This is a genomic window from Sporolactobacillus sp. CQH2019, from assembly GCF_028765345.1.
GTDB lineage: Bacteria > Bacillota > Bacilli > Bacillales > Sporolactobacillaceae > Sporolactobacillus.
The window spans coordinates 1-22,308 of sequence record NZ_JARAJZ010000009.1 but is presented as its reverse complement, the minus strand read 5'-3'; the positions used below and the strand labels follow the sequence as shown (position 1 = coordinate 22,308).

The window sequence follows — 22,308 nt, the reverse complement described above, 5'->3', positions numbered from 1 at the left end:
CTTCACTTAAGATCGGCCCCTGGCTTTTACCGGCAGTCGGTGAATGAGGAAAAAACAGCTATGAATCCGTATCGCCATACGGTTTGCAGCTGTTTTTATTTTGTCTGAAATCCGGAGTTGTAAGACGATGGCGAGTGAAAAGGAATATGAGGGGAGCAAGGTTCTTCTTAATAAGAAAAACTTATCGTTTCGAATAATATAATAAAAATTTACTTATTTAAAAAATTCACTTAAGATAAGAATAAGCACAGTTATATGAAGAGTTCAGAGAGGGTGACAAGATGGCAGCAGTGACAGAGAAAAAAACGGCAGGATCGAAAGATTTATTCAACGCCCGCCGGACGTTTTCAAGCAGTGGAAAGACCTATTACTTTTACAAACTGGATGTATTGGATCAATTCGGGAAGATTGAACGTTTGCCTTATTCGATTAAGGTTCTATTGGAAGCGCTTTTACGTCAGTGCGACGGGACGGTCATTAAAAAGGAGCATGTTGAAAATCTTGCCAAGTGGGGAACGGCTCAGCTGAATAAAAATATCGACGTTCCGTTCAATCCGGCCCGTATTATTTTACAGGATTTCACCGGAGTTCCGGCCGTTGTCGATCTGGCTTCACTGAGAAAAGCAATGGCTGACCTCGGCGGCGATCCGGAAAAAATCAATCCGGAAAAACCGGTGGATCTTGTGGTTGACCATTCGGTTCAGGTCGATCGCTTTGGCACGAACAATGCATTAAAATTCAATATGGAACGGGAATTCGAAAGAAACGGGGAACGCTACAGATTTCTTAAATGGGCGCAGAAATCATTTGAAAATTTCCGGGCAGTTCCGCCGGCTACCGGCATTGTGCATCAGGTTAACCTCGAATATCTGGCGTCGGTTGTTCGCACTGCAACGGAAGAAGGAGGCAGTCTGGTTGCTTTTCCGGATACTCTGGTCGGAACGGACTCGCATACAACGATGATTAATGGAATCGGCGTCCTCGGCTGGGGTGTGGGCGGTATTGAGGCTGAAGCCGGCATGCTCGGCCAGCCATCCTATTTTCCCGTTCCGGATGTTATCGGCATCCGGCTGACCGGGAGCCTGCCCGAAGGAACCACGGCGACGGATCTTGCATTAAGAGTGACCCAGCTGCTTCGTGAAGAGAGCGTCGTCGGCAAATTCGTTGAGTTTTTCGGTCCGAGCCTTTCGCATATGTCGCTTGCGGACCGGGCGACCATTTCGAATATGTCTCCTGAGAACGGGGCAACGTCGACTTTCTTTCCGGTGGATCAGGTCACGCTCGATTATCTCAGACTGACGGGGCGCCCCGAAGAACAGGTGAAGCTTGTTGAAGATTATTGCAAGGCAAACGGTTTGTTCTACACACCGTCTGCAAAAGATCCGAATTTTACCAAGGTCATCGATCTGGACCTCTCGGAAGTACAGCCGTCCCTGGCCGGCCCCAAACGTCCTCAGGATAGAATTCAGCTGACAAAACTGAAAGATGAATTCGAAGCCTCGCTAACGCGCGCAGCGGGCAATCATGGATTCGGACTTGGTGCGGACGAGATTCAGAAGGAAACGGCAGTCGACTATCCGGACGGAAGCCAAGCTGCTCTGAAAACCGGTGCCGTTGTGATCGCGGCCATCACCAGCTGTACAAATACAAGCAATCCGAGCGTGATGATCGGAGCCGGCCTTGTTGCCAAAAAAGCTGTTGAAAGGGGCCTTAAGGTTCCCAGCTATGTTAAAACAAGTCTGGCGCCGGGATCGAAAGTGGTTACGGATTATCTGGCTGAGGCGGGACTGACGCCTTATCTTGAGAAACTGGGCTTTAATGTCGTCGGCTATGGCTGCACGACATGTATCGGAAATTCGGGACCTCTTCCCGAAGAAGTCGAGAAGGCAATTATCGATCGCGATATGACGGTTTCAGCGGTTCTTTCCGGCAACCGCAACTTTGAAGGGCGGATTCATCCGCTGATCCGGGCCAATTATCTGGCTTCACCTCCGCTGGTTGTTGCGTTTGCGCTGGCCGGTACTGTTCATTTCGATATGATGCACGATTCTTTCGGGAAAGACAAAGACGGCCATGATGTGTATTTTAAAGATATCTGGCCGTCCCGTGATGAAATTGCGGAAGTCATGAACCGGTCCGTGAGTCCGGAAATGTTTAAGAAAGAGTATTCCCGGGTGTTCAGCGAAAACGGGCGCTGGAATGCCATTCAGACGAGCGAAGGCGAGCTGTACGAATGGGATCCGGATTCAACCTATATTCAGAACCCGCCGTTCTTTGAAAATCTGTCTGCCGATCTGAATGAAATCAGGCCGCTTGAGAATCTGCGCGTCATCGGAAAGTTCGGGGATTCCGTCACGACGGACCACATATCGCCGGCAGGAGCCATTGCGCAGAAAAGCCCGGCGGGACAGTATCTGCTCGGGAAGGGTGTCAAACGTTATGATTTTAACTCGTACGGTTCCCGGCGCGGCAATCATGAGGTCATGATGCGCGGGACGTTTGCAAATGTCCGGATCCGCAATCAGGTTGCTCCCGGAACGGAAGGCGGCTATACAACGTATTGGCCGACGGGAGAAGTGATGGCAATATATGACGCGGCGATGAAATATAAACAGGACGGAACCGGACTGATCGTCTTAGCAGGAAACGATTACGGAATGGGCAGTTCGCGGGACTGGGCCGCTAAAGGCACAAATCTTCTCGGTATTAAAGCCGTCATTGCGCAGAGCTTTGAACGGATTCACCGCAGCAATCTCGTCATGATGGGCGTCCTGCCGCTGCAATTCAAAGAAGGGGAAAGCGCCGATTCGCTGGGCCTGACCGGGAATGAGTCGATCACGATCAGCCTGGATGAAAAGGTCAGACCCGGACAGACCATTCAGGCAAAGGCAGTTGCTGAGGACGGTCAGGTCATTCCTTTCCAGGTGGTTGTCCGTTTCGACAGCGAGGTTGAAATTGATTATTATCGCAACGGCGGAATTCTGCAGACCGTTTTGCGCCGGAAGCTGAAGGAGCATGAATAATTTTTCCCGGGATGTATGTTTTTTGCGTGAACGGGCAAGATATTGGATGAAGAAGATGACGGTTGTTTTTAGGGATTCGAACGGTTAATCGGAGGAGAGGATTCCATTGAAAAGGTCAACTTATTCGATGCTTCCTTGTCGTCTTTGCAAAAAGCGTCTTCGAACTTCAGTCGCAAGACCTGAATCGGCTTGATCAGTCTTCTTCATTTAAAAGGGCTGTCCTTAAAGGACAGCCCTTTTTAACATACATAATACAAAAAAACCGGAATGAAAGGCAAAGATCCTTTACATCTGCCGGGGAAGCAAATAAAGAAAATCGACCAGAGCTCTCAGGCCGCGATCAAAATTGACAAGGTGAAAATGTTCATTGGGTGCGTGAAAATTTTCACTGTCCAGTCCGAAGCCCATGAGCACGGGCGCCAGTCCGAGCTTATCATGAAAGGTGTTGACAATCGGTACGGATCCGCCCTGACGCGAAAAAACCGGCTTAATCCGAAAGGCATTTTCAAGGGCGGCGTCAGCCGCCTTTAGAGCTGGATGATCGAGCGGCATGATAAAAGGTTCTGCATGATCCATCAGAGCGACATCCAGTTTAACGCCGGCCGGGAGGTGCTTTTCGAGATGCTTTTTCAGCAGGCGGCCGATCGCTTCAGGATTCTGATCGGGAACGAGCCGGCAGGTGATCTTGGCTGTTGCAGCCGAAGGAATGACCGTTTTCAATCCTTCTCCCTGGAATCCGCCGAAAAGGCCGTTCAGTTCAAGCGTCGGACGCGTCCAGATCCGGGCAACCGTCGAATAGCCTTCTTCACCGTAAAGGGCGTCGACATCAAGCTGTTTCATCAAAGCCCGATCATCCGACAGTTTCGCGCACGTTGCCCGTTCTTCTTCGCTTAACGGCCGGACCTTTTCATAAAAACCGTCCACCGACACTTTGCCTTTCTGATCATGCAGCGAAGCAAGAAGTGCGACCATCGCATGCAAAGCATTCTGAACCGCTCCGCCGTATACGCCTGAATGCAGGTCGCCGTTTGCGCCTTTTAACCGCACCTCCAGGCCGCAGAGCCCGCGCAGGCCGTAACAGACCGCCGGCTGATCCGGTCCGACCATCGTCGTATCCGAGACAAGCAGCACATCGGCTTTTAAAAGATCGAGATGCGCATCGACAAAATGATTGAGATGCGCGCTGCCGATCTCTTCTTCGCCTTCAAAACAGAATTTAATGTTCACGGGCAGCTCTTTTTTGACGTCAAGAATGGACTCGGCCATCTTGACGAGCATGAAGACCTGTCCCTTATCATCGCTGCAGCCGCGTGCATAAATGATATTGTCCTTAATCACCGGCCTGAACGGATCGGTTTTCCATTCGCCTATCGGATCGACCGGCTGGACATCGTAATGTCCGTAAACAAGAACAGTCGGCTTTCCGACCGCTTTCAGATAATCTCCGTAGACAACCGGGTGCCCCTCCGTTTCCATGATCCGGACGTGCTCCACGCCCCCGCTTTTCAAATCGCCGGCCAGCCATTCCGCTGTTCTTCTTACATCGCCCTTATGCGTTGAATCCGAACTGATGCTTGGAATAGCCAGAAAATCGGTCATCTGTTGCAAATAAAGAGCGCGATTTTTTTCCAAATAGGCATAAATCTGTTCGTTCATAAAAAAACCCTCCCAGCAGTGAACTGACTTCTCTATTGTAGCAGACGATTTGCAGTGTGAAAAAAGAAATACCGGCCTTGAAAAGGTTTAATAAATAAAATACAGGGAAAAATAAAAATATAATATAGTATTCACACATTTCGAGAAAAGTATGTTTAAAGCTTTATCATGAACATGTAAAATGAATAGGGAAGGTGGGGAAAAGCAATGAAAAGAAAAAATACATTTAAAGATCTCGTTCTGAAAAATAAGTCTGAAATTCTTCAAAACGAAAAGGCACTGGAAAAGATTGAAGAAAAAATTGATCGAAGGCATGTCCTGAAATAAAGACAACCGAAAGGAAGCAGCTTTATAAACCTTTTAAAGGTGAAGAGCCGGAAAGAAATCAGCAGATTGATTTCTTTCCGGCTCTTTTTTGCGCGGAATGGTTCGGCTATAGAAACGATTCTTTCAACCGCGGGGAATTGATCCACATCGCTTTTTCAATTTCGGATAAGCTGCCGGAATCGTCATATTTTAAAATAAATCATGCTCAGACGGCCGGCCCTATGCTAAAATGGTATCGATTCGAATTTTATGTCGATAAAGTAAAAAATCTCGCAGTATTAGGGGAGAGATCAGATCATGCGACATGTTGTCGTTGTGCCGTTCCGGGATGAGTGGAAACGGACATATGAAAAGGAAGCCGGGCGGCTTTCGCACACGCTGCATCCTTTAATCACGGCTGTTCACCATATCGGCGGTACCGCTGTGCCGGGCATGGCTGCACAACCGACCATTGATCTGCTTGCGGAGGTCGGCGATCTTAATGAGGTCGATAAAAAGAACGAGGCCATGGCGAAGATCGGATACCGGGCTTTCGGAGAACACGGCATCAGGGGCCGACGCTATTTTTGCAAAACGGATGCCGAGGATAATCACCTTGCCCATGTTCACATATTTTCAGCGGGTTCAGAAGAAGTGATCCGCCACCTTGCTTTCCGTGATTATCTGGCGTCTCATGAAGAGGATGCAGACTTCTACGGCCGACTGAAACTGGAGCTCGCGGCCCAGTTTCCGTATGACATAGAGAGCTATCGTATCGGGAAAAACGCAGCTGCTGAGAAAATTGAAAATCTGGCCTTGCAATGGTGGTATAGTGAATAAAGAGAAGAGGGGTTAGAGGGGTGCTGAATCATTAAGAAGATTGTTGTACTTATGGTCGTACTTCTGGCATTGATTTCCATAGGAAGCTACGGAATTTATCGCTATACAGGGCAGAGAACGGCTCCGCAGCACAAAAAAACGCAAATGCTGTCTTACCGGATCACAGCTCTTGGCGATTCGCTGACTCAAGGAGTCGGCAGCGGGACAAGCAACGGCTACGTCGGATTGGCGGCAGCGTCCCTCAAGAGCCAAAAGAATGTGAAATCGGTCTCATTTAAGGATTTCGGACATATCGGGGATACATCGGGGGATTTGTTAAAGGTTTTGAAACGGCCGGATGTTAAAGAAAATATCAGACAATCGAATACGATATTTCTGACGATCGGGGGCAATGATCTCGTTCGGGTGCTCAGGGATCATTTCATGGATCTGCAGACCCGTGATTTTTTAGCCCGGCAAAAAACATTTTCTGCAAATCTTAATGAAATTTTTACGGAAATACGTCAGCTGAATCCTTCTGCTCCCATATTTTTCTTCGGTTTATACAATCCGTTTGAAAGTTATCTCGGCAGCGCAAACCGGGATTTTGTCCCCATTCTTAATCAATGGAATAATAACAGCCGGACGATTGCCGGGAAGTTCCATCGCATTTTTTTCATCCCGACTTTCGACATTTTCCACGGCAAGGGCCAGTCCCTTCTGTACGAGGATCACTTTCACCCGAATAAAGAGGGCTATATCAAGCTGTCTTCCCGGCTGCTCCAGTTTATGAAAAAGGATTCATAAGCTTCAGGAACTTGATCCATCGGGAAAAGCGTTGTTTATTTTGAATATAAAGAATATACTATCCCTATAAGAAAGAATCTTATCATGCTGTGAGGAGGAATCGGGCTGTGGCGACGATTTTATATCAGGATCAATTTTTGCCGAGAGATCGGGGAAAGGTGGATATGGAGGACAGAGGCTATCAATTCGGCGACGGTATTTATGAAGCCATCAGAGTCTACGGCGGCCGTCTGTTCCTGCTTGATTTGCATATGAAACGGCTTGAAAGGAGCGCCGGGGAACTGAGACTTCAGCTGCCGTACAGCATCGGTCATTTGACGGACAATCTGCAGACGCTGATCGAAAAAAATAAGATTGACGACGGGCTGATTTATTTTCAAATCACGCGCGGAGCCGCTCCCCGCAAGCATCTGTTTCCGGAAGGGGCGGAGAGTGTGCTGACGGGATCCGCTATCAATCTGCCGCGTCGAAGTGCCCCGGGAGAAGCCGGAATAAAAGTAAGCCTGATCGATGACATCCGCTGGCTGCGCTGCGACATCAAAACGCTAAATCTTCTCGGCAATGTGCTTGCCAAACAGGAGGCGCACGAACAAGGTTCTGAAGAAGCAATTCTTCACAGGGGGAATACGGTCACCGAAGGATCGTCCTGCAATGTGTTCATTGTAAAAGAGGGGCGGCTGGTGACTCATCCCGCCGACCATTTTATTCTGAACGGCATTACACGCCTCTTTGTACTGGGTCTGGCGAAAAAGCTGAGCATCCCGGTCGAGGAACGGCTCTTTTCAACGGAGGAGCTTTTCTCTGCCGATGAAGTCTTCATTACGAGTACCGGTGCCGAGGTAACACCGGTTGTCCGGATCGACAATCAGCTGATTGCCGGAGGCCGGCCGGGTGCGGTTGCCAGACGGCTGATCGATGCGTTTAACGAGGAAGTCGCCCGGATCAGAACAGCGGCTCTGTCCTGAACCAGCGGATGCAACTCTGTTTCCGCTTTTCCGGCGATGAATATGAAAAGTGGAGGTTTACCGTTCACGGAGCCCATCGACCCGGAACGTTAAACCTCCAATTAGTTTCTTAAGTCCGTTTACACAGTTGTTGTCAGCGGCCACCAGTGAAAGCCGTCTCTCGCCAGAAGCTGATCCGCCGAGGCGGGACCCATCGACCCGGCTTCATAGTGATCAAGCGGCAGTTGTTTTTCCGACCAGGCAGCAACGATTGAATCCATCAGCGACCAAGAATAGGCTACTTCATCCCAGCGGGTGAAATTTGTCGAGTCGCCCTTCAGACAATCTGCCAGCAGCCGTTCATAGGCATCGGGCGTATTGCCTTCATTCGCACAATTATTGCAGAATTTCATCGTGATCGGCATCGTATTTCCTGTTTCGTTAAACTGTTTCACGTTCAGTTTCAGCGACAGACCCTCATCGGGCTGAACATGGACCACGAGAAGATTGGGTGCGGCGTCATTTAGATGGTAAAAATATGGATTTTTCGGATTATCCTTAAATTGAATCACAATTTCCGTGGATTTTGCGCTCATTCGTTTCCCCGTCCGGATATAAAAGGGGACGCCGGACCAACGATAATTATCGATAAAAAAGCGGGCGGCGACAAATGTTTCCGTGTTCGAATTTTTATCGATTTTTTCTTCATCGCGATAGGCGGGCACCTTAGTCCCGTCCGCCAGGACGCCGCCTGTATACTGCCCGCGGACTACCTGGTTGAAAATATTTTCGGCGGATGCGTGCCGGATCGATTGAATGACCTTAACCTTTTCGTACCGGGTTTCTTCTGTTTCAAAACGGCTCGGCGGCTCCATGGCCGTCAGCGCGATCATCTGCATAATGTGATTCTGGACCATGTCCAGAAGGGCGCCGGTCTGGTCGTAATAACTTGCCCGTTCGCCCACACCGAGTGTTTCGCTTAATGTGATCTGCACATTGGAAATATAACGGTGGTTCCAGACGGATTCAAAGATCGGGTTTGCGAATCGCAGGCTTTCGATATTCTGGATCATTTCTTTTCCGAGATAGTGATCGATTCTGTAGATTTCTTTTTCATCAAAAACCTGAAGCAGGTCGTTATTCAGCTTTTTTGCCGACGCAAAATCATGCCCGAAAGGTTTTTCGATAATGACATGTTTCCATCCCGATGTCTCGGTTAAACCGGCATTCCTCAGATGTTTTGCCGCCAGCCCGAAAAAACGCGGTGCGAGGGACAGATAAAAGATTCTGTTCCCCTGTAATCCGTATTGCCCGTCAAGCCGGTCGCTCAGCTCTTTCAGCGTACTGAAATTTTCAGGACGCTCGATGTCAAGCGGAAGATAGTAAAAGCGATCGAGAAAGCTGCTGCGGTCTTCGGACGACTTCGGCAGCGTTTGGTTGATCAAATCCCGGTAGGATTCGTCGGTATGCGGACGCCTTGCCAGTCCGATCACGGCAAAATCCTGATTTTTTTTATACAGCTGGTAGAAAGCCGGATAAAGTTTTCGCCGGGCCAGATCACCGGTAGCACCGAACATGAAAATAAGCGTCGGCTGTTTCTGTGTCTCCATCATTGAAAGTGTCCCTCATTCCTCTTTCAGAATTATGCCCCGTCATCACACGTATCAATGTGTTGTGTTACACATTAATATACCATGATATACCGGATTATTAAATAATCCTGCTTGAGATCCGCAGTGAAGCCGATCATTCCTTTTTAATAAAAGGTTTAACAAAAGGAAATATCCTAATTCGTTGCATTTCATTTCTGTACATGTTATGGTGAAACTATGTGTTTAGGCAATCATAAGGATGGAAGAGGTTTGCTTTTGAAAATGAAGATCATGTTTGCTCAATTCTTGGTAGGCATTTTCCGTCCACTATCGCGGAGGATGCCTAATCATTTCTAAAATAAAACTGAATGCATTATAAAAGGAGACTTTATTGTTTAATGAAATTTTCAGAACTTGAAGTGAGTGAAGAAATAAAGAAAGCGACGGACAGGATGGGATTTACGGAAATGACCCCCATCCAGGAACAGGCGATTCCAGTGGCTAAGACCGGTGTCGATCTGATTGGACAGGCACAGACGGGAACGGGTAAAACGACGGCATTCGGCATCCCGTTGATCGAATCTGCAGATCCCTCCGACCATGAGATTCAAGGCGTTGTCATCACACCGACCCGTGAGCTTGCTGTTCAGAACGCTCAGGAATTAAACGCACTCGGCTACTATAAGAAAGTCAGGACAGTGGCGATTTACGGAGGTCAGGACATCCAACGACAAATCCGCGATTTGAAAAGACGTCCCAGCATTATTTCCGCAACGCCGGGCCGTCTGCTCGATCACATCAAACGCCATACCATTCATCTCGACCAGATTAAAATCATCGTTCTTGATGAAGCTGATGAAATGCTGAATATGGGATTTATTGACGATATTCATGAAATTCTTGAAAAAACGCCCGAAGGACGGCAGACGCTGCTTTTTTCAGCAACGATGCCGCGCCCGATTCAGGCTCTTGCCGAAAAGTTTATGCACAATCCTAAAAAAGTCCAGATCAAAGCGAAAACATTAACGGTTTCTTTGACTGAGCAAATTTATGTAAAGGTGAAGGAATCGGAGAAATTTGATATATTGACCCGCTTTCTCGATATTCAGATGCCTGAGCGCGCCATTGTGTTCGGACGGACAAAACGCAGGGTGGACGAACTGATGCGTGCTCTTCAGAAACGGGGATATGAAGCGGAAGGGATTCACGGCGACCTGACGCAATCCAAACGGGATCTTGTGCTCCGCCGTTTCAAGCAGAACGAAGTCAAACTGCTGGTTGCCACAGATGTTGCTGCCCGCGGTCTTGATATCAGCAATGTGACGCACGTCTACAATTTTGATCTTCCCCAGGATCCTGAAAGCTATGTCCACCGCATCGGCCGTACCGGCCGTGCCGGCAAGACGGGTCTGGCGCTGACGTTCATTACGCCGAGTGAATTCCCGCATTTACGATCGATCGAGCGTTTAACGAAACAGCCGATGAAACAGGTCAGCGCCCCCAGCTATGAAGAAGCACTTGCGGGACAGCAGAAAGTAGCTGTGGATACATTGCGCAGCTCTCTTGAGAAGGACAATTACCACGCATATGAGGCCAAGGCAATGGAGCTGCTGTCCGACAATGACGCAGAAGACGTGGTTGCCGCTGCTTTGAAGGTCCTGACAAAAGAACCGGATACGACGCCGGTACGCCTGACCCGTGAAGCACCGCTGATGGTTAAAAGGAGCAGCCATCATTCTCAGCAGCACGGCGGCAGAAGCAAAAGCTTTTACAGCCGTCCGCGGGAATTTGAGCGGCGGCAGAACAGCGGCTACCGCGGCAGAGGCAGACAACGTTCTCAGCACTTTTGAAAATGAAGAAAAACAGGCCTAAACGGCGCTGCTGTTAAGAAAATATTATGGACACTAAGGAGAAGGAGCAGGTTTGCTCCTCCTTCTTTTTGTTTTAAGAAAGCAGAAAACCCCTTTATCTAAATAATTGGAAAAGTTAGTGGGAAATAATTGAAAATGGTTGTAACTTTCAGATAAATAGTGTAGAATGGTTAAAAGTGCAAAGGGGGGCAATGAAGATGAACAACGATCACTCTTTCCAGCAGAATACAAAAGCGCTTGTTCTTTATAAAGAACAGCAGGCGAAAGTCTCAGTTGTCGAAATGTATGCCCAAATGATCCTGGATGAAATGGAATTTAATCAAAAAATTAAGCAGCTTCAGTCCGCGATTGATGCAAGCCTTGATTCTAGGGATAAAGCACAGTTTATGAAATTAACGAAGGAATATAAGGCATTGAAGCGCTGATTGATGGCGCAGACTTGAGTCATAGATTAAAAAAACTTTCGTCTGAACAAACCGATACGGGGAAACAGCGGAAGTCAAGCCGGGGATATAAAAGGGCGTCTCACCAGCCGATTTTTCGACGATGAGACGCTCTGTTTCGTTATATAGGCGTTGAATTGGATCTCATAGCTTCTTGATGGCACTGTTGGGCAAGCAGCTCTCATATGCCGGCCGGCGCTTTGAATCGGCCAGGACTTAGCGCGGCCGCTCGGCCAGCGGCATGCCGGCAAGTATCAGGATACAGCCCGCCCGTTCGCTTTTTCCCGGCTGCTCATGCTGGATCAGGACGGAAGCCGACAGTGCAAAGAGCGGTTCCATCGTGAAGATAATTCCGACATGGGTTGCGGGTGTCGCTTTCTGCAGCTCGGTCTGCAGCAGGAAAGAAGAATGCCATAAATAAAATAACGGCCTGGACATCAGGAGCTGCCAGTTGACGAAAATCAAAGATCCGACTGCCGTCTGCGGCAAGTATCCGCTTGAGAGTCATTGATGATCGCACTCTCGATCCGGAGAAACTTGCTGTTCGCGGATGGCAAGACGTGCAAGGGAATCCGCATTGACATTCTGCCGGTCAGGAATCCATTTGCAGAAAAAAAGCTCGAATTGTTTGATCAGTTCGAGTGCTTCCCGCAGATAACGGTTATAAATATCTTTCTTGACGTACCGTTTTTCCAACGCCTGATTGACCAATTGTGAATCGGTTCGGAAAGAAACGGAAAGGTAGCCCCGCTTAAGGCAGAAACGGAGTGCCGCTACCAGTGCCGCAAACTCCGCTTCATGGTTGCTTGACAGAATGCCAAGCGGAAACGTCTGTCTTTCTTCGCGCCCGCCGTTCAATTTTATGTACAATCCTCCTCCGGCAAGCCCGGGATTTCCGCTTGCCGCCCCGTCGAATGAAACTTCAATCAATCACTGCCACCCCGCTTATTCGCTTTATGTGATAACACTAGCATACATCAAGAACCGCATTGATAAAAAGCAGTAATTTTTCGAATCATAGCAGACAATATGTTATGATGGATGTACTAATTCATTTTCCGAATGGGTGATCAAATAAAAATGACAAGCGATGCAAAAACGGTGAAATCAGACATTGAAATTGCACAGGAAGCCGTACTGGCGCCGATCAGCGAAATTGCCGGCGGACTCGGCCTTGACGAAGAAGACTGGGAGCCGTACGGGCGCTATAAGGCTAAAGTATCGGCCGATACTTTAGAAAAACTGAATGGTAAAAAGGACGGGAAAGTGATCCTCGTGACCTCGATTAACCCGACGCCCGCGGGAGAAGGAAAATCGACGGTGACCGTCGGGCTCGGGCAGGCGATGAACCGTATCGGAAAAAAGACGGTTATTGCGCTCCGTGAACCGTCGCTCGGACCAACGATGGGGCTGAAAGGAGGAGCCGCAGGAGGGGGCTATTCGCAGGTTGTCCCGATGGAAGACATCAATCTTCATTTTACCGGCGATTTTCATGCGATTACTTCGGCTCACAATGCCCTTGCCGCCTTTATTGACAATCACATCTATCAGGGCAATGAGCTGAATATTGATCCGCGCAGGATCGTCTGGAAACGTGTGCTTGATTTGAATGATCGTGCACTCCGGCATGTCATCGTCGGCCTCGGGGGAAGAACAAACGGGGTGCCGCGCGAAGACGGATTTGATATCACGGTCGCTTCAGAAATTATGGCCATTCTCTGCCTTTCCGTCAATCTCGATGATCTGAAGAAACGTCTCAGCAAAATGCTGGTTGCCTATACTTTCGACGGAGAACCGGTTTTTGTCAGGGATCTGAAAGTTGAAGGTGCGCTGACGCTTCTCCTGAAAGAGGCGATTCATCCTAACCTCGTACAGACACTCGAGAATACGCCGGCCTTTGTACACGGCGGTCCGTTTGCAAACATTGCCCACGGATGCAACAGCGTGCTTGCCACTAAAATAGGGGCGAAACTCGGGGAGTATTTGATCACAGAGGCAGGTTTCGGTGCAGACCTCGGTGCGGAAAAGTTTCTCGATATTACGACGCGGGCCGGCCATATCAAACCGAGTGCCGTAGTCATTGTTGCAACGATCCGTGCGCTGAAGATGCACGGAGGCCTGACGAAAGAAGAACTGAGACATGAAGATATGGAGGCACTGGCGCAAGGCATGGAGAATCTTGCCTGCCATATAGAAACCATCCGCTCGTTCGGTCTGCCCTATGTGATTGCGATTAATCATTTCATTTTTGATACGGATCGTGAAGTGGCCTTTGTCAAGGAGTGGTGTGCGAGAAACGGCCATCCGGTCGCCCTGGCCGATGTATGGGAAGACGGGGGCAGAGGCGGGGAACAGCTGGCCCGACTGGTCGTCGATACGGTAGAATCACGGGAAAATCATTTCAAACCGCTCTACGAATTGGACGATTCTGTCGAAGACAAACTGTCTGCCATCGTTACGAAGGTTTACGGCGGCAAGGATCTGGAATTATCCCCCAAAGCACGTAAACAGCTGGCTTCCATCAAAAAAAACGGATGGGATAAGTTTCCTGTCTGCATCGCTAAAACACAATATTCGCTCTCGGACGATCCGAAACAGATCGGGCGGCCGAAAGGCTTCACCATCCACGTGCGTGAGCTGAAAGTGTCGGCCGGTGCCGGCTTCATTATCGCTCTGACCGGCAATGTCCTGACGATGCCCGGCCTGCCGAAACGTCCCGCTGCTCTGAACATGGATGTCGGCGCTGACGGCAAGGCGACCGGCTTGTTTTAATCCATCTTCATCCTGTATCTGGGAGACTTGTTCATAATGACGCGAATCGAAGGGTATCACAGGAGAGAATACTGTGGTATCTTTTCGTTTGTCTGACTTGTGTCCTTTCCCCAGAGCTCGAAAAACTGAAATCATGTGTAAGAAGGTGCAAAATGGTATCTGATGTATCAAAAATAACCTCCTATCAGCAGGATGAATCGGTGCAGAAAAGACGCTGGATCATCCTCATTATCCTCAATCTGTTTACCTTTATGTCCACTCTTGATGCAAGCATCGTCAATGTAGCTCTTCCCGATATTTCGCACAGGCTTCACCTGCCGATTGCGAACAGTGAATGGGTCGTTACCATTTACCTGATGGTTATCTGCGTGTTTATCCTGATGTTCGGACGGCTCGGAGACATGTTCGGCAAAATTTTGATATTCCGTATCGGCACCATTCTGTTTATAATCGGTTCGCTGCTCTGCGGACTGAGCGGGAATCTCCCGTTTCTTCTGGCTGCAAGAGTCGTTCAGGCTATCGGGGCCTCAATGACAATGGCCAATAACTTCGGGATTGCGACGGATATATTTCCGGGAAGAGAAAGGGGACGCGCTCTCGGACTGATCGGTACGTTCGTCTCGCTTGGCGGCATCACCGGACCGGGGCTCGGCGGATTTATCGTTTATTCGCTCGGCTGGAATTATATTTTCTGGATCAATGTTCCGATAGGAATCGTCGTCATTTTTCTCGGCTGGAGAATGCTTCCGAAGGATATCTATCGATCGAAGGGCCGTTTGGATAAAAGCGGGACGCTGATCTTTGCCGCCTTTATCATTCTGTTTTTCACCGGGCTCCTGCTTGGGCAGAATGTCGGCTATCAGGATATACGGATTATCGCGTCTATCCTTCTTGCCGCGGTTCTGCTGTTTATTTTTATCGAGGTTGAGTGGCGTAAAAAAGAGGATCCGATGCTTCAGCTGAGACTGTTTAAAAACGGACTCTTCTCAGTCAGTATCATCTGCGCTTTTCTCGTGTTTGTCTCCAATTTTTGTTTCAATATCATCGCTCCTTTTTTTACCCAGGACATTCTGGGGCTGACGGCGCGGGATTCCGGTTTCGTGCTGATGCTTTTCCCGATTGCGATGGCTATTGTCGCTCCGCTGAGCGGTGCACTTTCTGATAAAATCGGTTCGGAAATTCTGACCTTTATCGGGCTGATGGTTCTCGTTGCTTCGCAGATCGGTCTGGGATTCTTAAACGCGGAGAGTCCGGCGGCTTACGTCGGTTTTCTTACGGCGCTGATGGGGGTGGGAAGCGGCTTTTTTCAATCGCCGAATAATTCGCTTGTTATGTCGACAGTCCCAAGATCGCAGCTTGGAAGCGCGGGAAGCGTTAATGCGCTGATCAGAAATCTTGGTATGATCGTCGGGATCACTTTTGCTACAACGCTGCTGTTTTTCAGCATGAGTATGAAAGCAGGCTACCGTGTGACCGGTTTAATCTCAGGCCGGTCGGATATCTTTTTGTACGCGATGCACATTGTTTTCCTTGCTTCGGCCGGTATTTGCATGATCTGTGCCATTCTTACGGGAGTGCGCTATCTGCATGCCAGGAGCGTGCACGTCCATGCTCATTGATGTGTTTTTTCTAAGAAATTAAAAAGCCTTGCAAATGAGGGATTAAAATGGATCTGACAAGAGCTCAGAAGAAAGAATTGCTTGATAAGCTGCAAAGCTATTATTTTGATGCGAATCATGAACGGCTCGGTCTGATCGGGGCCGAGAATTTGCTGACATTTTTCATGAATGAATGTGCGCCGCTGGTTTATAATCAGGCACTGAAAGATGCCAGATTCGTCGTTGAGCAGCAGTTTTCATCACTGGATGAAGAACTCGGCGTCCTTGAAAAACGATAATTCATCAGTTACCAGGCCGAATTATAAATGATAAAAAATAATGGCAGTCGATAATGATAATTAAAATCAGTTATGAAACTAAGAGGATGGATCCCTATAAATCAATACATAGGGGTCCATTAGTTTGATTATAAAAAAATAATTATTATACTTGTAAGCGTGATAAAGCCGTGCTATTATGGATGCATTGCGAAGCGTTCCGTTCGATTGAATCCGTTATTTTATCTTCTTTTATAATAATCAGTTGCTGCCAAAATAGAAAATGTTCCGTAAAAATTAAGCGGAAAGGACCGTTGTCATTTTAATATGAGTTCAAAAGATGAGAAGTATCTGTCGTTTTTGGGGAAACTTGCATTACTTCAGTCGATGCTTTACCAATACTGGCAGGAAAATCCCAAACTGGTGCACAATCGTCAGGTTTACGCAAAGCTTGCCGGGGTAGAGCGGCAGATGATCCGGATTCTGCAGGCGGAAGACATTCATAGCAATATCCACAGTCTGTTCAACGTGACAGTTTTCGTTGCACGGCTGCTGGGATTTACATTTGTCACTCAATGGCTGATGAGAAAGAAGGAACGCCGGATCCGCCGCCTTTCCGTCTCAAACGACGGACTGTCCCTGGAGAAAATCGGAGAAATCCGTTCGCTCGTCGCATCGGAGAAGGAGCTGATCGGTCAATTAAAGGAAAGCCGTCTCGATTTTGTCGGTGCAATTATTCTTGGCATGAACGATGCCCTTGTCGAGATTACGGGAAGCGTGGCCGGTTTTACTTTATCAATGTCCAACTCGATGATGATTGCGATCGCCGGACTTATAGCCGGCATCGCCGCTTCACTGTCGATGGGAGCAAGTGAGTTTATGGCGGAAAGATCGGAAGGGAATATTAAAAAAGCAGCTACTGCCGCAATTTATACAGGATTTTCGTATATTTTCACCGTCGTTCTGCTCGTCCTGCCTTTTTTCCTGGTACCGAATAATCAATATATACTGGCTCTTCTTATCACCGTCATGATCTCTGTGTCCATTATATTTATTTTCAGCTATTACATGGATGTTGCGAAAAAGATCGGGTTCAAACAGCGCTTTTGGGAAATGGCGATCATTTGTCTCGGCGTTTCGGCTCTTACCTTTTTCATTGGTTTTGTCGTGAAAACTTATTTTGGCGTCGGTGCCTGATCCCGGACAAGCGGGCGCAATCAGCCGTTTGTCCGTTTTTTAATTGAAGAAAAGGTTCTGCTTTTTCGCTGCCGCCGCAACGCCTGCTGCGTGACCGGTAACGAATGCGGAAGTAATATTATAGCCCCCCGTGTAGCCATGAATATCCATGATTTCTCCGCAGAAAAAAAGGCCGGGCATGATTTTGGATTCCATCGTTTTCGGATTGATTTCTTTCAGTGAAACACCGCCTCCCGTAATGAACGCTCTTTCGATCGACAGGCTCCCGTTGATCCTGACGGGAAATGATTTGAGGATTGCTGCCATGCGGCGGATTTCGTTTTTAGAAAGCTCATGAAAATTCTTTTCGGAAGACAGATGAATCTGTCCGAATAAAAAAGTCAGATAGCGTTCCGGAACGATCCCTTTCCAGATGTTTTTGATCGCCTTTTTCGGTTCTGCTTCCGCTTTTTGAAAAAGCAGATCAAAGAGCTCCTGTTCATTCAGATCGGGGAGCGGATCAATTTTGACGATTACATCGGCTGTTTTGAATTTTTTCAGGGCCTTAACGACAAACTGGCTGAGTCTTAAAATTGCCGGACCGGACAAGCCGAAATGTGTAAACAATATATCCCAGCGGTGCGTCTGGATCGGCTTCCCGTGAGGATCGACCAGGGTAGCGGCGGCATCACGCAGAGAAAGGCCCTGCAGAATCTTTGACTGAATGAAGGGTTCGGCTGATGTCAGCGGCACTTCGGTGGGATAGAGATCAGTAACAGTATGGCCGGCAGCTTTCGCCCACGCGTAGCCGTCGCCTGTAGAGCCGGTCTGCGGGACCGATTTTCCGCCGACCGCAACAATCACACAGCGGGCCGGTATTTTTTCACCCGCGGCTGTTTTTACTCCTTGTATACTTTCCCGGTACAGAACGGCCTGCACGGGCTGGTTGACTGTGATTGCTACCCGGAGTGCCCGGACCTTTTTAAGCAGTGCTTGAACCACCGAAAGAGCACTGTTTGAGACAGGGAACACCCTCCCGTGGTCTTCCTCTTTCAGGCGGATCCCCAGTTTTTCAAAGAAAGCGATAATATCGCGGTTGCTGAATGCCGAAAGGGCGCTGTATAAAAATCTTCCATTGCCCGGAATGTTCCGGATCAGCTGATCGATCGGCATCGCATTTGTCACATTGCAGCGTCCGCCCCCTGAAATGGCCAGTTTTCTGCCGAGTTTGTCTCCCTTGTCAAGAAGCAGAACTTCGGCTCCGTTCTCCGCTGCTGCGATCGAAGCCATTAAGCCGGCCGGACCGCCGCCTACTACAATCACATCATAAGTCATTCCCGCAACCCGCTCTCTTTTTTTGTTAGTTATCGTTCCCGTTTTTGACTATACCAGAAGATGATGCTCTTTGCATCCTGAATCGTCCCGGCTTGTTCGATTGATTCGCCTTCCTTCACCATGTGCCCCTTTTCAAAAAATAAGGTATCTCCTTGTAGACCGGCAGCAGTTAAGTCGCAGCAACGAATCTCTGGATTTTAAGTGCAGGGGGAGTGCTCAGATGCGGAGGCATTCTAGCGGAAGAACCATAGCTGACACAGATGCAAATAAGGTGTTTTGTTACATAGGAGTGCTTACTGGACGTAAAAAAAACGATTCCTGTTCAGGCCGTCTAAAAAGAAAAATTAATTCTTAAAATGAGCAAGTCTATTAAAATCCATATCAGTCCTTTACTGAGAATTGGTGATTGTGCAGCAGCGTCGGACGGTGAATCGACTGAAGTAAAAAGCCGTGATAATATGGGACGATGAATTTTTTGTCAGGCTGATTCGGCCGGATTCAACTTGAGCTTTCGGCGCGAATTTTCAGCAATTTGGAGCGACTCTTGTCCGATTCGGCGCGAGTTTTCAACAATTCGGAGCAACTCTCGATCGCTTCGGAGCGACATTTCGGCGTTTCAGTGCGTCTCTGACCGCATTCGGTGCGATCGCTCAATTTCGGAGCGACTTCCCAATGACTCGGCGCGAGTTTTCAGCAATTCGGCGCAATATTTAAGTGATTCGGAGCGACTCTCGCTTCGGAGCGGCCGTCTCATGCTTGGTTCAGCCTTCTGAATTCGATCGGATGGCTGCGCAATCCGTCAGCTGCACGATAGTTTTTTTCTTAACTGAAAAAAGCATTTTCAGATTGAATCCGGCCCATGAATAAACAACTTTTTTACATGGCAGCTATAATTCAGCAGAAGCATGCTGTTCGTGCTGCTTTGATGAAATATCCTTGTCTGTATTTATCAGCGGGCCGAGCAACCAAAAAGTGTGATATTTGTCACTGGGATGAATTTTTGATAGGATATGAAATGTTCTTTACGATTTCTGCAGGAAGAGCAGGATCGGATGAATTCTGAGCGGGGTGTGAAGAATGACTGAGTTAGAAAAACCTTATCGTATTTTATTGTATTACCAATATGTGGCCATTGACGATCCGGCCATTTTTGCTAAGAAGCATCTGGATTTTTGTAAGCGTCTCGGATTGAGGGGCCGGGTTCTGGTTGCGAAGGAGGGGTTGAACGGCACATTGTCCGGGCCGGCGGAGCAGACGCAGATTTACATGGATACGCTGCACCGCGATCCGCGTTTTAGGAATATGGCATTTAAAATCGATGAAGCCGGCGGCCATGTATTTAAGAAAATGCACGTCCGGCCGCGAAAAGAAATTGTTGCGTTCAAGCTTGAAAATGATATCGATCCGCAGCGGCTGACCGGGAAACATCTTAAACCGAAGGAATTTTACGAAGCGCTTCGGGATGAGAATACGATTGTTATTGACGCGCGCAACGACTATGAAACGCAGATCGGCCATTTTAGAAATGCGATATTGCCCGAAATTAAGACTTTCCGCGATCTGCCTCATTGGATTGAGCAGAACCTGTCAGATCAAAAGGATAAAAAAGTGCTGACCTACTGCACCGGCGGCATCCGCTGCGAGAAATTCAGCGGGTACTTGATCAGGGCCGGATTCAAGGATGTCGGCCAGCTGGACGGCGGCATCGTTACGTACGGCAAAGACCCGGAAGTGAAAGGGAAACTTTACGACGGCAAATGCTATGTGTTTGATCAGCGCATATCTGTACCGGTCAATCGTACGGATGAAGATGTAGTGATCGGCCGCTGCCATCATTGCGGCAGGCCGACTGACCGGATCGTCAACTGTGCGAATCCCGAATGCAACCGGCAGTATATTTGCTGTGAAGCGTGCGAGAAAAAATATCAGCGTTCCTGCAGCGATGCCTGCCGGAAACATCCGCGCAACCGCTGGTATTTGGAGCGGGAAGATCAAAAAGATGCAACGCCGGTTAAGTAACAAATAGTTAATTCCCAACCCGCATTTGTAACATAAATGATTCGCAGTAAAGACCGGCATCTTCATTTGTTGAATGAGTCAATGAGGGTGCTTTATTTTGGATGCGGATTTTTTATATTGCGAATGATATGTGCCATAGCCAGGCCAAAGGTATGTATAATGGACCCAATCATTTAAATATGAAATAAAGATGGCGTTTTGGTAAAGATTTCGAACAATGAAAATAGAATTGTTTTTTTACGCATAAGAAATGGATCTGGAAGGCTGGCAAGTATAAAAAACGTAGTAAGGGATAATACAATGGGTAAAGGCAAGTATCATTCAACGAAAAGCAGTAAAGTCTATTTCACATGGAACAATATGAATCGACGAACAAGTATAAATTCCGATGATAAAAACTGGCGAAGCAGCAAAAATTGTTCTGTTGTCGATGAATGGCACAACTTCCGGAACTTTGCTGAATGATATTATAACCGGGCATAAGATGGGATGAGACAAAGGTATCCTTGTTAAAGGCAACAAGATTTGTTTCCTAAACAGGCTGTTTTGTTCCTCACGAACTGAGTTCATTTTTTACAAGCCATTCGAATGACGGAGGGCTGCTGCCGGCTGGCGTGAATAGATATGTGGATACATTTAAAGCACAATTAATTAACTGGAATAAGATGCCCTGGGATATGGATACACCTGAGAAAGCATTTCAGGTATATCAAGGACGGAAAAGAAAAGCGGATTAAGAAGCTGCTGGAAGGTGGATACCTGATAAGGTATAGGTATATATAGAGCAATGATCGACCGGACTGTGGAAATTAGCGATTAAAGTTATATACTTTTATTTACTGCATGTAGTATAATTTAATAGAAATTGAACGTATACTAATACCACTATATATTAGGCGGTGTTGGTCATGTGTGATAAAGAGGAGCGTGAAGATATGTCAGCAGTAAAAATTGCTGAAAGCAATAAAAAAATATCTGACTCTTTACTTAATATCCGCCGCATCGCACAGCAGCAAATGAAAAAACATGGGCAAACATATGATGATGTTTTGAAAGTGGTTAAAGAATATAGAAATGGCAGATAAAGTTATTATTGATACTAATATTTTTGTGAATGCTTTTTTTAAACAGGACACTGAATTAGAGTGCCTGGATATTATATCCAATTTACAGCAATTCAACATTCGATTGCTTTTTTCTCAAAATACAATTGGCGAATTAATGTATGTAGTTAAACGAAGTGCCAACTCGGCAAATTGGGATGAAGAGGCAAAGTTAAATGTTTTACGTTTATTGGCAGATGTTTTCTATTATGGGAAATCTGTCAATACACGACATATAGATAAATCATCTCTCCCATCTATTAAAGATCATGATGACGATATGTTTATAGAATTAGCTTATTCAACTGAAACAGATTATTTAGTCACAATGGATGGCAAAAGCGGGATGTTGGATTTGGGCAATGCACCATTTAAATGCTGTACACCTGCTGAATTTTTGCAATACATGAGATAACGATGATTATTAAGATGGAAAATCACGAGGCTGTCTCAAAAGCCCTGTTAAAACTCAAGAACCGGAGAGAAAATTTGTAAAAAAATTTCTCTCCGGTTCTTCTTTGCGTGAAAATGAGGGGCTCCTTCCTGGGTGAAATCCCTTCGGACTT

Annotated in this window: 20 protein-coding genes; 15 read left to right on the top strand and 5 right to left on the bottom strand. The window is 47.5% G+C overall.

What is annotated here, in order from left to right; translation table 11 throughout:
• The first annotated feature begins 281 nt into the window (after positions 1-281).
• The gene (gene acnA / locus OYT88_RS13405) at positions 282-3,023 is read left to right on the top strand and encodes an aconitate hydratase AcnA (protein WP_274400725.1); all 2,742 of its coding nucleotides are present in this window, start codon (positions 282-284) and stop codon (positions 3,021-3,023) included.
• Positions 3,024-3,308: 285 nt separating this feature from the next.
• Here acnA and OYT88_RS13400 read toward each other — a convergent pair whose 3' ends face one another.
• The gene (locus tag OYT88_RS13400; protein ID WP_274400724.1) at positions 3,309-4,679 is read right to left on the bottom strand and encodes a dipeptidase; all 1,371 of its coding nucleotides are present in this window, start codon (positions 4,677-4,679) and stop codon (positions 3,309-3,311) included.
• Between the two features lie 207 nt (positions 4,680-4,886).
• Here OYT88_RS13400 and OYT88_RS13395 point away from each other — a divergent pair, with 207 nt between their 5' ends.
• From OYT88_RS13395 to dat, 4 genes are all read left to right on the top strand, one after another.
• Complete coding sequence (locus OYT88_RS13395; protein ID WP_274400723.1) at positions 4,887-5,006, top strand: FbpB family small basic protein; 120 nt, start codon at positions 4,887-4,889, stop codon at positions 5,004-5,006.
• 297 nt (positions 5,007-5,303) lie between these two features.
• Positions 5,304-5,825, top strand: coding sequence for a GrpB family protein (locus tag OYT88_RS13390; RefSeq protein ID WP_274400721.1), 522 nt, complete (start codon positions 5,304-5,306; stop codon positions 5,823-5,825).
• 51 nt (positions 5,826-5,876) lie between these two features.
• The gene (locus tag OYT88_RS13385; protein ID WP_274400719.1) at positions 5,877-6,611 is read left to right on the top strand and encodes an SGNH/GDSL hydrolase family protein; all 735 of its coding nucleotides are present in this window, start codon (positions 5,877-5,879) and stop codon (positions 6,609-6,611) included.
• A 107-nt stretch (positions 6,612-6,718) separates the two neighbouring features.
• Positions 6,719-7,576, top strand: coding sequence for a D-amino-acid transaminase (gene dat, locus OYT88_RS13380; RefSeq protein WP_274400717.1), 858 nt, complete (start codon positions 6,719-6,721; stop codon positions 7,574-7,576).
• A 119-nt stretch (positions 7,577-7,695) separates the two neighbouring features.
• On the opposite strand, the gene zwf is transcribed toward dat, so the two are convergent.
• The gene (gene zwf / locus OYT88_RS13375; RefSeq protein WP_274400715.1) at positions 7,696-9,168 is read right to left on the bottom strand and encodes a glucose-6-phosphate dehydrogenase; all 1,473 of its coding nucleotides are present in this window, start codon (positions 9,166-9,168) and stop codon (positions 7,696-7,698) included.
• Positions 9,169-9,545: 377 nt separating this feature from the next.
• Between zwf and cshA the strand changes: the two genes are divergently transcribed.
• Together cshA and OYT88_RS13365 are read left to right on the top strand one after the other, a co-directional pair.
• On the top strand, positions 9,546-10,997 hold the full coding sequence (gene cshA, locus OYT88_RS13370) for a degradosome RNA helicase CshA (RefSeq protein ID WP_274400713.1): 1,452 nt from the start codon (positions 9,546-9,548) through the stop codon (positions 10,995-10,997).
• Between the two features lie 218 nt (positions 10,998-11,215).
• On the top strand, positions 11,216-11,443 hold the full coding sequence (locus tag OYT88_RS13365; protein WP_274400711.1) for an IDEAL domain-containing protein: 228 nt from the start codon (positions 11,216-11,218) through the stop codon (positions 11,441-11,443).
• Positions 11,444-11,677: 234 nt separating this feature from the next.
• Here the strand turns inward: OYT88_RS13365 and OYT88_RS13360 are convergent, their stop codons facing one another.
• The gene (locus OYT88_RS13360; protein ID WP_274400710.1) at positions 11,678-11,926 is read right to left on the bottom strand and encodes an EamA family transporter; all 249 of its coding nucleotides are present in this window, start codon (positions 11,924-11,926) and stop codon (positions 11,678-11,680) included.
• Positions 11,927-11,965: 39 nt separating this feature from the next.
• Positions 11,966-12,391 (bottom strand): reverse transcriptase-like protein, encoded by a 426-nt coding sequence (locus OYT88_RS13355; protein WP_274400708.1) that lies wholly within the window; start codon positions 12,389-12,391, stop codon positions 11,966-11,968.
• Between the two features lie 150 nt (positions 12,392-12,541).
• On the opposite strand from OYT88_RS13355, the gene OYT88_RS13350 reads away from it, so the two are divergent.
• The 4 genes from OYT88_RS13350 to OYT88_RS13335 all read left to right on the top strand — a co-directional run bounded on the left by OYT88_RS13350 (position 12,542) and on the right by OYT88_RS13335 (position 17,306).
• The gene (locus tag OYT88_RS13350; RefSeq protein ID WP_274400705.1) at positions 12,542-14,233 is read left to right on the top strand and encodes a formate--tetrahydrofolate ligase; all 1,692 of its coding nucleotides are present in this window, start codon (positions 12,542-12,544) and stop codon (positions 14,231-14,233) included.
• Positions 14,234-14,385: 152 nt separating this feature from the next.
• Positions 14,386-15,852: an MFS transporter gene (locus OYT88_RS13345; RefSeq protein WP_274400703.1), complete on the top strand. Its 1,467-nt coding sequence runs from the start codon at positions 14,386-14,388 to the stop codon at positions 15,850-15,852.
• Positions 15,853-15,899: 47 nt separating this feature from the next.
• Complete coding sequence (locus OYT88_RS13340; RefSeq protein ID WP_274400701.1) at positions 15,900-16,130, top strand: DUF2164 domain-containing protein; 231 nt, start codon at positions 15,900-15,902, stop codon at positions 16,128-16,130.
• A gap of 339 nt (positions 16,131-16,469) precedes the next feature.
• On the top strand, positions 16,470-17,306 hold the full coding sequence (locus OYT88_RS13335; RefSeq protein WP_274400699.1) for a VIT1/CCC1 transporter family protein: 837 nt from the start codon (positions 16,470-16,472) through the stop codon (positions 17,304-17,306).
• Between the two features lie 39 nt (positions 17,307-17,345).
• Here OYT88_RS13335 and OYT88_RS13330 read toward each other — a convergent pair whose 3' ends face one another.
• Positions 17,346-18,620 (bottom strand): BaiN/RdsA family NAD(P)/FAD-dependent oxidoreductase, encoded by a 1,275-nt coding sequence (locus OYT88_RS13330; RefSeq protein ID WP_274400697.1) that lies wholly within the window; start codon positions 18,618-18,620, stop codon positions 17,346-17,348.
• An 859-nt stretch (positions 18,621-19,479) separates the two neighbouring features.
• Here OYT88_RS13330 and OYT88_RS13325 point away from each other — a divergent pair.
• From OYT88_RS13325 to OYT88_RS13310, 4 genes are all read left to right on the top strand, one after another.
• On the top strand, positions 19,480-19,683 hold the full coding sequence (locus OYT88_RS13325) for a hypothetical protein (RefSeq protein ID WP_274400696.1): 204 nt from the start codon (positions 19,480-19,482) through the stop codon (positions 19,681-19,683).
• Between the two features lie 14 nt (positions 19,684-19,697).
• Positions 19,698-20,639, top strand: coding sequence for an oxygen-dependent tRNA uridine(34) hydroxylase TrhO (gene trhO / locus OYT88_RS13320; RefSeq protein ID WP_274400695.1), 942 nt, complete (start codon positions 19,698-19,700; stop codon positions 20,637-20,639).
• A gap of 908 nt (positions 20,640-21,547) precedes the next feature.
• Entirely contained in the window at positions 21,548-21,724 is a 177-nt protein-coding gene (locus tag OYT88_RS13315) for a hypothetical protein (RefSeq protein WP_274400694.1), read from the top strand.
• Positions 21,714-22,157 (top strand): putative toxin-antitoxin system toxin component, PIN family, encoded by a 444-nt coding sequence (locus tag OYT88_RS13310; RefSeq protein ID WP_274400692.1) that lies wholly within the window; start codon positions 21,714-21,716, stop codon positions 22,155-22,157. Before OYT88_RS13315 ends, OYT88_RS13310 begins: the two co-directional genes overlap by 11 nt.
• The last annotated feature ends 151 nt before the right edge of the window (positions 22,158-22,308 follow it).